The sequence below is a fragment of the uncultured Fibrobacter sp. genome, from assembly GCF_946062555.1.
Lineage (GTDB): Bacteria > Fibrobacterota > Fibrobacteria > Fibrobacterales > Fibrobacteraceae > Fibrobacter.
Window position 1 is genome coordinate 19672 of record NZ_CAMGVQ010000043.1, and the last position, 11136, is coordinate 30807.

10 protein-coding genes and 1 pseudogene are annotated in these 11136 nt (G+C 46.4%); all 11 read left to right on the forward strand.

The genetic code is table 11. The features are described 5' to 3' along the window. Nucleotides 1-1833: a glutamine--fructose-6-phosphate transaminase (isomerizing) gene (gene glmS, locus Q0P86_RS11975; protein ID WP_295039716.1), complete on the forward strand. Its 1833-nt coding sequence runs from the start codon at nucleotides 1-3 to the stop codon at nucleotides 1831-1833. Nucleotides 1834-1843: 10 nt separating this feature from the next. After that, entirely contained in the window at nucleotides 1844-2764 is a 921-nt protein-coding gene (gene rfbD / locus Q0P86_RS11980) for a dTDP-4-dehydrorhamnose reductase (protein WP_295039718.1), read from the forward strand. 220 nt (nucleotides 2765-2984) lie between these two features. Next, entirely contained in the window at nucleotides 2985-3869 is an 885-nt protein-coding gene (locus Q0P86_RS11985; RefSeq protein ID WP_290994297.1) for an Abi family protein, read from the forward strand. 16 nt (nucleotides 3870-3885) lie between these two features. Next, entirely contained in the window at nucleotides 3886-4449 is a 564-nt protein-coding gene (gene rfbC / locus Q0P86_RS11990; protein ID WP_295039720.1) for a dTDP-4-dehydrorhamnose 3,5-epimerase, read from the forward strand. Between the two features lie 72 nt (nucleotides 4450-4521). Further along, nucleotides 4522-5655: a dTDP-glucose 4,6-dehydratase gene (locus tag Q0P86_RS11995; RefSeq protein WP_295039722.1), complete on the forward strand. Its 1134-nt coding sequence runs from the start codon at nucleotides 4522-4524 to the stop codon at nucleotides 5653-5655. A 425-nt stretch (nucleotides 5656-6080) separates the two neighbouring features. Further along, nucleotides 6081-6404 (forward strand): hypothetical protein, encoded by a 324-nt coding sequence (locus tag Q0P86_RS12000; RefSeq protein WP_295039723.1) that lies wholly within the window; start codon nucleotides 6081-6083, stop codon nucleotides 6402-6404. After that, nucleotides 6401-8005, forward strand: coding sequence for an HD domain-containing protein (locus tag Q0P86_RS12005; RefSeq protein WP_295039724.1), 1605 nt, complete (start codon nucleotides 6401-6403; stop codon nucleotides 8003-8005). Before Q0P86_RS12000 ends, Q0P86_RS12005 begins: the two co-directional genes overlap by 4 nt. A gap of 27 nt (nucleotides 8006-8032) precedes the next feature. Further along, a pseudogene (locus Q0P86_RS12015) lies at nucleotides 8033-9192 on the forward strand (glycosyltransferase). Between the two features lie 136 nt (nucleotides 9193-9328). Then, nucleotides 9329-10471, forward strand: coding sequence for an AAA family ATPase (locus tag Q0P86_RS12020; protein WP_295039727.1), 1143 nt, complete (start codon nucleotides 9329-9331; stop codon nucleotides 10469-10471). 2 nt (nucleotides 10472-10473) lie between these two features. After that, on the forward strand, nucleotides 10474-10947 hold the full coding sequence (locus tag Q0P86_RS12025) for a hypothetical protein (protein WP_295039728.1): 474 nt from the start codon (nucleotides 10474-10476) through the stop codon (nucleotides 10945-10947). 3 nt (nucleotides 10948-10950) lie between these two features. Beyond that, on the forward strand, nucleotides 10951-11136 hold a 186-nt coding region (locus Q0P86_RS12030; protein ID WP_295039729.1), incomplete at its 3' end, for a hypothetical protein.

Below are 11136 nucleotides of genomic sequence, written 5' to 3' on the forward strand. Positions count from 1 at the left end.
ATGTGCGGAATAGTTGGTTACATCGGTTCTAAGCCTGTTCTTCCCATTTTGTTAGACGGCTTAAAGAAGTTAGAATATCGCGGTTACGATAGCGCGGGAGTTTCATTTGTTTCGAATAATTCCTTGCAGACAGTCAAGGCTGCTGGGAAAATTGTTGCCCTTGAGAAAAAACTGAAGGGTTTTGCAGGTGTACAGAGCACGCTCGGTATTGGTCATACCCGCTGGGCGACCCATGGAGCACCGACGGAAAATAATGCTCATCCGCATGTCAGTGCAGATGGAAAGATTGCTGTAGTCCACAACGGCATTATTGAAAACTATGCTTCTCTAAAGGCAAAACTGCAACAGAACGGAGTTGAGTTCAAGTCCGATACCGATACGGAAGTCGTCGCACATCTGATTTCGCATTTCTATCAGGGTAACCTGAAATCTGCCGTTATCCAGGCTATTGGCAAACTTGAGGGAGCATTTGGTTTCGGGATTATATGCAAAGATGAACCGGATGTCTTGATTGGAGCCCGTCGTGGCTCTCCGCTTGTATTCGGTATTGGGGATGATGGCGAATATTACTTGGCAAGTGATGTGGCTGCTATTGTGAACCATACGCACAAGGTTGTTTATCTTGATGATAATGACATTGTCGTTGCTCACCGTGGTGGTTATGAAATATTGAACCTTCAGAGCCAGACTGTTCAGCGCGATGTGCAGAAGATTGACTTTGACGAAGATGCTGTCGCAAAATGCGGTTTTGACCATTACATGCTTAAAGAAATTTTTGAGCAGCCCGAAGCATTGCGAAACACGATGCGAGGTCGTTTGAATATCGCCGACGGCAATGCTAAATTAGCGGGACTTGAAGCCAATATTCGCGAATTACGTGATATTAACCGAATTATTATCACTGCGTGTGGCACCAGTTACTATGCAGGTATGGTCGGTGAGTATATGATAGAGGATTTGGCTGGCGTTCCGGTTGAAGTGGAATATGCCTCTGAATTCCGCTATCGTAATCCGATTATCAAGCCGGGGACACTTGTTCTTGCGATTTCGCAGTCGGGTGAGACCGCGGATACGCTTGCCGCAATGAAGGAAGCGCACCAAAAAGGTGCTACGGTTCTCGGAATTTGTAATGGAGTAGGCTCCTCCATCGCTCGCAATTCTGATGATGGTGTGTATTTGCATGCGGGTCCGGAAATTGGCGTGGCAAGCACAAAGGCTTTCTCTGGTCAGGTTCTTGTATTGGCAATGATTGCTTTGTTGCTTGGTCGACAGCGTCGAGTTTCCTTTGAACACGGCATGGAAATCGCAAATGCGATTACAAAAATCCCAGAACTAGTCGAAGAAACACTGAAGATGAACGGTGCAATTCGCGCTATCGCTGAAAAATATAAGGATGCGAAGAATTTCCTTTATCTCGGTCGCCATTACAACTACCCTGTTGCAATGGAAGGCGCTCTCAAACTGAAGGAAATCAGTTATATCCATGCAGAAGGCTACCCGGCAGCCGAAATGAAGCATGGCCCTATTGCCCTTATTGACGAGAATATGCCTGTGGTAGTGATTGCCCCGAAGGATGCTTTGTTTGATAAGATTATCTCGAATATTCGTGAAATCAAGGCGCGTGGTGGTAAGGTGATCGCGGTCACGACGCAGGATTGTTCTCCACTTGACGAATTTGCTGATGACATGATTCGTGTTCCGACAACATTGCCTATGCTTATGCCGATATTGACGTGCGTTCCGTTGCAGTTGTTAGCTTATCATGTGGCAACGTTGCGTGGCAATAACGTGGATCAGCCAAGGAATTTGGCGAAAAGTGTGACTGTGGAATAAGGAGAAAAATATGAAATTTTTTGTGACAGGTGTTGGAGGCCAACTAGGTCATGATGTGATGAATGAACTTGTATCTCGCGGGCATATTGCTGTGGGTAGCGATATCGCTCCAGAATGTGCAGGAGTTGCTGATAGTTCTGCTGTTACAAAGTGTGAATACCGTCAATTGGATATCACAGATGCGAAAGCGGTAGAACGCGTCTTGATGGATGTCAAGCCCGATGCAGTTATTCACTGTGCTGCGTGGACTGCCGTCGATTTGGCAGAAGATGCTGATAAACAAGAAAAAGTTCGTGCAATTAATGCCTATGGCACCGAAAATATTGCACATTTATGCAAGGCCCTTGATTGCAAGATGACTTACATCAGCACGGACTACGTGTTTGACGGCCAGGGAACGGAACCCTGGAAGCCCGACTGCAAGGATTACAAGCCTCTCAATGTTTACGGCCAGACCAAGCTCGAGGGCGAACTCGCCGTGAGCGGGACCTTGGAGAAGTTCTTTATTGTGCGTATCGCGTGGGTGTTCGGCCTCAACGGCAAGAACTTCATCAAGACGATGCTCAATGTGGGCAAGACTCATGACACCGTGCGCGTGGTGAACGACCAGATCGGTACGCCGACTTATACTTTGGATTTTGCTCGATTGCTTGTTGATATGAACGAGACCGAAAAGTACGGCTACTACCATGCCACGAACGAAGGCGGCTACATTAGCTGGTACGACTTTACGTGTGAAATCTATCGCCAGGCAGGCTTGAAGACGAAGGTTGTTCCCGTGACTACCGCCGAATACGGCCTCAGCAAGGCTGCGCGTCCATTTAATAGCCGTTTGGACAAAAGTAAACTCGTAGAAGCCGGTTTCAAACCGCTTCCCATATGGCAAGATGCCTTGGCGAGATATCTGAAGGAAATTGGAGAAATTTCCTGAAAAATTTCATTTTGACACTTTGTGACAAAAATGGAATGTATATTTGGTCGGAAAGGGGTGCCTTTGATAATCTTTGACGCAGAATATATCGTAAAATTTCGCGCTTACCTGTTGACAATATGGGCGTTTTTAGTTATATTCATTAACAATAGTACTCGCCACGCGATCCCGTTCTTCGGGAGCGGACCACGGCGAGTCCTTTTGTTTTTAGGGGGTTTCGGTGAAATTCAATAAGAAGCCTACCTCCCTCGAAGAACAGGTTGCCCTGTTAAAGAGCCGTGGTGTCGAGATAGATAACGATTCTGCTGCACAAGTTTTGTTACGGGTTAATTACTATCGTTTTTGTGGTTATGGGCTCTATTTTGAAGAATTTGACGATGCCGGGAATCGCCTGGACAAATTTGTGCCCGAAACATCGTTCAACCGAATTCTAGACCTATATTTGTGGGACGAAAAGCTGAAGACGCTTCTACAAAAGTATCTCAGCCGGTTTGAAATAGTATTCCGCTCCGTTCTGAACTATGTCATGGTGACGGAAACACAGAATCCGTTCTGGTTCTTGGATGATGGCCTGTTTACAAGTTCCATTGATTTGGATAATTTAAAACAGGAGTGCGTTGATGCCTTGGAAAGGGCAATCGACAACAACGAACTTTCCGCTGTCCATTTTAAGACCGCATATACGGAATCCGATATCCCGCCATGTTGGATTCTTTCTGAATATCTCTCGTTTGGGAAATGGTCAAAGGTCTTTGGTGCTTTAAAATACCAGTCGCATGTAAAAAAAGTAGCATCTGCGCTAAAGGCTCCGCCTAATGATGTGGTTTCCTGGGTGCGAAGTTTGGTCATTCTTCGCAATCGTTGTGCTCATCACGGACGCCTTTGGGGATACCGCTTCAAAATAAGGCCGTCCCGTACTCCGATTATGCATCGGCTGCAGTTGAGGAATGATTCTGTCGGAGCCTTGATATTCATCTTGCACGATCTTCTTTCTACGGATTTGTCGGCCCAGAAGGAAATGTCTGACGCATTCAACGAATTGATTTTTGCATGTCCAGAAAACTTCGAGAACGCATTGGGCTTGCCGAAGGGTTTTAAGTTTTAAAAAGGAATATAGTACTATGTCTAAATTCAATTTTATCAAGACTTCCATCGAAGGTGTAACCGTCATCGAGCCGACTGTTTACGGCGATGCTCGCGGCTATTTTATGGAAACCTATAACAAGGGCGAATTCGATGCCGCCGGCCTCAACATGGTTTTTGTGCAGGATAATGAATCCCGCAGCAAGAAAGGCGTGCTTCGCGGACTTCATTTCCAGAAGAAGAACCCGCAAGGCAAACTCGTGCGCGTAATCGAAGGCGAAGTCTTCGACGTCGCTGTAGACCTCCGCAAGGGTAGCCCGACGTTCGGCAAGTGGGAGGGCGTTACGCTCTCCGCCGAGAACAAGAAGCAGTTCTACATTCCCGAAGGATTTGCTCACGGTTTTGTGGTTCTCAGCGAGACGGCGACGTTCGTGTACAAGTGCACGCGCCTTTATGACCCGAAGGATGAAGGTGGCCTGATGTGGAACGACCCGGAAATCGGCATCAAGTGGCCGGTGGGTAACGGCTTTGAACCGCTGCTGAGCGAAAAAGATACGAAGAACCCGGCATTAAAAAATTTGGGCTTCGCATTTGAACTTTAATTTAAGATTCTTCGACTACGCTGGCGCTCCGCTCAGGATGACACGTCTAGCTAAAACAAGAAAAGGTTTATTATGAAAAACATCGTCATTACCGGCGGCGCAGGCTTCATTGGCAGCCACGTGGTGCGCCTCTTTGTCAATAAGTATCCTGAATACAAGATTATCAACCTCGACAAGCTGACCTATGCGGGCAACCTCGCGAACCTGAAGGATATCGAGGGCAAGCCGAACTACAAGTTCGTGAAGATGGACATCTGCGACTTCGACGCTTTCTACAAGCTCATGCAGGACGAGCAGGTCGACGGCATCATTCACCTGGCTGCAGAAAGCCACGTGGACCGTTCCATCAAGGATCCGTTCACCTTCGCGAAGACGAACGTGATGGGAACGCTCTCCCTGCTCCAGGCCGCAAAGCTCTACTGGGAAAGCCTCCCCGAAAAGTACGAAGGCAAGCGTTTCTACCACATCTCTACCGACGAAGTCTATGGCGCCCTCAAGATGAACCACCCGGAAGGCATCACGCCCCCGTTCACCACGACGGCAAGCTCTAGCGAACATCACCTGGCCTACGGCGACGACTTCTTCTACGAGACGACGAAGTACACGCCGCACTCTCCGTATTCCGCTAGTAAGGCAGGTTCCGACCACTTCGTTCGCGCGTTCCACGACACCTACGGCATGCCGACCATCGTGACAAACTGCAGCAACAACTACGGTCCGTACCAGTTCCCCGAGAAGCTGATTCCGCTCTTCATCAACAATATCCGCCACAAGAAGCCTCTCCCGGTCTACGGCAAGGGCGAAAACGTTCGCGACTGGCTCTTTGTCGAAGACCATGCCCGCGCTATTGACGTGATTTTCCATAACGGGAAGATCGCCGAAACCTACAACATCGGCGGCTTCAACGAATGGAAGAACATCGACATCATCAAGGTCGTGATCAAGACCGTCGACAGGCTCCTCGGCCGCGCCGAAGGCGAAGACCTGAACCTCATCACCTACGTGACGGACCGCCTGGGCCACGACGCGCGCTACGCCATCGACTCCACCAAGCTCCAGAAGGATCTCGGCTGGGAACCGTCCCTGCAGTTCGAGGAAGGCATCGAGAAGACCGTGCGCTGGTACCTCGACAACCAGGAATGGCTGGACAACATCACCAGCGGCGACTACGAGAAGTATTACGAAAAGATGTACGGGGATAGATAACCGCATATTGCGTTAGGCCTCCAGCCACTTGGCAACTTGTTGCCTTAGTGGCTATGGTCCCCTTTAGGGGAGATCGAAGCCCGTAGGGCCGGGAGGGCCGCTCGTCAAATGCACTCGGCCCTCTAGGCGGAAAAATTGCGGCGTGAGGACGCAATTTTATGCCGCGAGGGCCCGCCCCCGGCCCTGGCCGGGGAACGCCCTGAACTCAACAATGTCACTAAGGATGTTGCAACTTGAGAATGGAACATTTTTTTGACACTGTGAGGGGAAATATAGAATTCCCGGCGCAGGTATATCGGATTTTGGAGAGAAACCGTTCCTTTTTGTCACTTAGTGTCAAAATAAGAATGTATATTTTAATATAGCTCGATATACAATTTCGTTCATAAGGAATTGTATATTGCAGTTGCAGCCTGGAGACACACATGACAAACTTTATCGGTATAGAATATCTTGCCGCATTGGCTCTCATAAAAATGGGAAAGTCCGAAATCTCTCTATCAGAGCTAGACAAGTTTCGTGTGAATGTGGTCAAGTCGTTTGAAGAAAACAAGATATCGTCCATTTTCTTGTTTTCCGAAAATTATGTGCTGGATATGGTGCGCAACTATTCCGATTGCTTTGAATTGGTCGACAATGGCGAAATCTTAAAGTTAAAGGTTGAACCGGCGACCTTGGTCGCCAAGTTCGTGGCGTATCTATCTAATGACATTATCAAGGCGGCCTATTCAGCTAAAGAAGCTGTATGAGCAAGTTGCTGAAGATAAAAGATCCGGTTTTTGGATACATAGAAATTACCGATGATGATCCGAATGCTGTCATAAACAGCGCTATGTTCCAGAGATTGCGAGATATTGTTCAGACGAGCTATTCGTCTGTTTATCCGTCTGCAGTTCATAATCGTTTTACTCATTCCCTGGGCGTCTATTATCTGGGAAAAATTGCCCAGTCCTGTTTATCGCGTGATATAAAAAGGCAACATTTGGCTACTGCCGAAAATGTCGATAAATATGGCAAGACATTCCTGCTGGCGTGCCTGATGCATGACATAGGGCATTCGCCCTTTTCTCATACGGGCGAACATTTCTATTTCAAGGAACGGAATGCCGCCGCACAGCCTATGATTTGGCGTAGGCTTCTCGATGAACTGGCTGATGACGACTTTGTGTCTGACTTGCCAGATGGAAAGGTTGTCGGCGCCGAGCACGAGGTCATGAGCGCCTATGTGTCGATAGTTAATTATTCGCATATATTTGAAAAATACGACAAAAGTTTCTTTACGCGCTGTATTATTGGTCTGAAGTATTCCGATGCAAGCGATGTCAGAAATTGCTTTATTGATTTGCTTAATTCCAAGACGATAGATGTCGACAAGTTGGACTATCTGATTCGAGATAGTTTTACAACTGGATTTAAGAGTATAAATATTGATTATAAAAGGCTCTTGAATGCCGTGTGCGTGATAAGGACGAGCAATTCAATACTGCAGGGGTTTGAAAAGTCTGCTCTAAGCACGCTCGAAAGCGTGATTCTGGCTCATGACATGGAGCGAAAATGGATACAGAATCATCCTGTAATAAAGTATGAGAGCAATCTTGTTGCATACATGATTGCAAAAACGCAGGGTGCGTATGAAGAGCTACATTTGCCGCTTTTTTCTGCCGAAGCGTTGTCTGAAAAGGGTGTGCAAAACGAGAATGGTCGAATCTGCTTATTGTCAGATGCTGATATAAGTTCTTATGCAAAGAAATTTTACGGTAAGGACAAGTGGATAACGGAGTTTTTTTCGAGAGGCACGAGAAAGAAACCTTTGTGGAAGTCGGAATCTGAATACAGGTTCTATTTCGATAAGGCTGGCGTTGCACCGAATGTTTTGTCGCTTTTGGAAGAAAAATTCAAGTCCCTTCAGGATGCACTCATTCTTAGGTATGACTTTCCTGTGATAAATCAAAGAGTCTTGGATAATTTCAATTATGAAATTGAAAATGCAAAGTTTGTTCCGGCTGTAGTTTCTGCAGGAAAGAAAGCTGAACTCGACAAGGTGATTTGCCTGATAAATATGCTGAAGGATTATTCCGCCGAAAAGGAATTTCCTTTTGAGTATGTGATTATACGTGCAAATCAATTCAAGACTGGTTTCAATAAAAGTGAACTCAAGAATATCCGGGTTCGAATTAGCGACCGGGAAAATTGTATTCTTGATGATCTGTTGCATTTGTTCAATGCGGACAACCCAAGAGACAATTATTTTTACCTTTTTGTCGATTCATCTGCCAAAGGAAAAGTTGATGTCGGTGAACTGGCGCAAAAAATTGCCAATTTCGCTTTGCATGAGTATCAGCAGAGATAATCACTCGATTTAAAGAGGGTTGTTGCCATGAAAATTCTTCTCGCTAACAAGTTCTACTATCGTCGCGGTGGCGACTGCATCTATATGCTCAACCTGGAGCAGTTGCTTAAGCAGCACGGTCACGAGGTGGCTATTTTCTCCATGGACTATCCCGAGAACCTGGAGAGTCCCTGGAGCAAGTACTGGCCAAAGAACATGTCCAAGGTGGCTGCGTTCACCCGCCCCTTCGGCGATAGCGAGGTACGCCGCAAGTGGACTGCTCTGCTCGATGATTTCAAGCCGGATGTCGTTCCCTGAATAACATCCACACGCAGCTTTCCCCGGTGATTGCGGAGATTGCACATAGCCGCGGGATTCGCGTTGTGTGGACCTTGCACGATACCAAGCTGGTGTGCCCCTGCTATACCTGCACCCGTAACGGCAAGTGGTGCGAGGAGTGTTTCTGCGACAAGACTGCGGTCATCAGGCACAAGTGCATGCCGGGCAATATTCCCGGGGCCATTATCGGCTGGCGCGAAATCAAGAAGTGGAACAAGGAACGTCTGGAGGCCTGTACTGACGTATTCCTGCCTCCGTCCCAGTTCATGGCGGATACCATGGTGAAGGGCGGTTACTCCGCCGATAAGATGCATGTGCTCTGTAACTTCATCGATGTAAGCAAGGTGCAGAATCCGTCCCTGAAGAAGGAAGACTACTATGTGTTCCTGGGCCGTGTCAATTCCGTGAAGGGTGTTCCCACTTTGTGCAAGGCTGCCGCTACGCTGCCCTACAAGCTGGTTGTGATCGGCGGCGGGGAGCTGTTGCCGGAACTGCAGGCGCAGTACAAGGATTGCGCGAACATCGAATTCGTGGGTCAGAAGAACTGGGACGAATTCCGCCCCATCCTTGAAGGGGCCCGTTTCATGGTGCTGCCTGCGGAATGGAGCGAGAACAATCCCCTGACGGTGATCGAGTCACAGTCCCTTGGCACTCCCGTGCTTGGCGCACGTATCGGCGGCATCCCGGAACTGATCGAGGAAGGGGTGAGCGGCATGACGTTTGCTTCAGGCGATGTCGAGGATCTGAAGGCAAAGATTTCGAAGATGTTCGCGGCAGAATTTGACTACGCAGGGATTGCAAGCGCCGCCCAGGCAAGATACAACGCCGAAGCGTACTATGAAAAGATAATGAAGGAATATGAGGGGTAAAAAGTTCCAACATCAGTCCAAGGTTGGTTGTCTTGCAAAAGAGATTAGGTTTCCTTACAAATTTCATCGCTTTCATGTAGGGCTTTTGGATGTTTTTAATCTAAAATTCTATATTGCAGGTTAAACACGGGCCCTTATGAACTCATTTATCATACAAAAAGTTTTTGTAAAGAATTTCAAGTCTTTAGCGGATTTTGAAATATCCGGTTTGTCTCCGTTTACATGCTTAATTGGTGTGAATGGTTCTGGTAAGACAACTTTTTTGCAGTTGTTTAGCTTTATCAGGGCTTTAATGCGAGGCAAGGTTAAGGATTGGCTCACGGAACAGGACCTGTCTTCAGCAAATGAGTTGCTCACCATCGGTGGCGAGAAAAAGTTTACTATTGAAATTCGAGTAGATGCGTTGTTGAATGATACTCCTGTGTACTGGGAAGGTAAATTCAATACTCGGGAATTGCGCTGTGTCGCAGAGACCTTACAAGATACCAATGCAAAATACACTTTTAGTTCCGGTAAGTTCAATACTGTGATGGCTACAGGGGAGACGTCCTCGGTTGATTTCAGTAAAATAAAGTACGAAGGGTCTGTTTTTTCCTTGTATGCATCTTTTTTAGGGCAACAGCTTCGTGACTTGAAGTTGTTCGGTGTTTTGGATCCTCATGCCATAGCATCATCCACAAGGATCAGTTCAAAAGCATCTGTCTGTGAAGTAGAAGAAAACGGGAAAAACTTGTGCGGCTTTATTGCAAATCTGTCTCAAGAAAAGCAACAGGCTCTTTTTCAGGAACTTCGAGTGTTCTATCCGACTTTGAAAAACTTTGAAGTAAAAAAACAGCGATTTGGCTGGAAATCGCTGTTGTTGAGCGAACTGGAAAAGACTGCTTTTAGCGCAACAAATCTGAGCTATGGAACGCTGAGATTGTATTTGATGCTATCGCAGCAGTATTCCGAAAATGACGTTGTTCTTTTTGATGAAGTCGAGAATGGTTTGAATCAAGAATTGTTCAAAAACTTCGTTGAAAAACTTTTAAACTATGGCAATCCTCGCAAACAGATTTTTGTGACAACTCATAGTGGTCTTTTGTTAAATTATTTGCCGGACGATGCTGCCTGCAATAGCGTTTATTTCTTATATCGGGACAAGAATAACCACACCCACGCAACGAAATTCTTTGAAATTCCTTCTTTACAAGACAAGCTGAATGTTATGGGACCAGGAGAGGCTATGGGGGATACAGATTTGTTGGCTCTTTCTGATCAGTTAAGGAATATTGAGTAGATATGCCGGGTATAGTCATTTGCGGAGAAGGGCTAAATGATTTGTACTACGATGAACTTGGCGGTCAAAGTGGCCCTTTGAAAATTTGTCTCGACAAGTTGTTGGAATTCTTTTGGGATGACGCCTCGTACATAAATTTTTTTCCAGTATCCAGGGCCAAGTTGGCTGACACTGAGAAGGGCAAACCAGAAAAAAGAACCTCTATTGTTCGTGGTTTAAAGAAGGATATTCCTGACGCAAAATATGTCAGTATATGTGCAAAACTCTTAGCAAAAATTGCACAAGAAAAAAGTGTTGAGTTCGGGGATGATTGGGGAGTTGTTTTCTTTAGGGATCTAGACGCATCTTCAGGAAACGATGTCGACAAGGTGTACAAGGCCAAGGTTGCTGCCATGGACGAAGGTTTCGCTTCGGTACAGTTTGAAAATGGCGTTCCCATGATACCAAAGACAAGAAGCGAATCTTGGCTGTTGTGAGCATTGAAACCATCAAAGGCTGCTGCAAATCATTACTACGAATATTTACCGATGTCCGATAAAAGTCCTAATTCTGGAAAAAAGATTTTGGCAAAGGAATTGGGGGTGAATGAGGATGAATCGTACAAAGTCATTTATGAACGAATAGACGATTTTTGTTGGGAGCAAATAAAGGCAGAAAGTTTTGTT

Bases quoted from the DNA above. Each gene is read 5' to 3' on its own strand.
- Q0P86_RS12025 (WP_295039728.1), top strand. From the start codon at position 10,474: ATGCCGGGTATAGTCATTTGCGGAGAAGGGCTAAATGATTTGTACTAC.
- glmS (WP_295039716.1), top strand. From the start codon at position 1: ATGTGCGGAATAGTTGGTTACATCGGTTCTAAGCCTGTTCTTCCCATT.
- rfbD (WP_295039718.1), top strand. From the start codon at position 1,844: ATGAAATTTTTTGTGACAGGTGTTGGAGGCCAACTAGGTCATGATGTG.
- Q0P86_RS12005 (WP_295039724.1), top strand. From the start codon at position 6,401: ATGAGCAAGTTGCTGAAGATAAAAGATCCGGTTTTTGGATACATAGAA.
- Q0P86_RS12000 (WP_295039723.1), top strand. From the start codon at position 6,081: ATGACAAACTTTATCGGTATAGAATATCTTGCCGCATTGGCTCTCATA.
- rfbC (WP_295039720.1), top strand. From the start codon at position 3,886: ATGTCTAAATTCAATTTTATCAAGACTTCCATCGAAGGTGTAACCGTC.
- Q0P86_RS11995 (WP_295039722.1), top strand. From the start codon at position 4,522: ATGAAAAACATCGTCATTACCGGCGGCGCAGGCTTCATTGGCAGCCAC.
- Q0P86_RS12020 (WP_295039727.1), top strand. From the start codon at position 9,329: ATGAACTCATTTATCATACAAAAAGTTTTTGTAAAGAATTTCAAGTCT.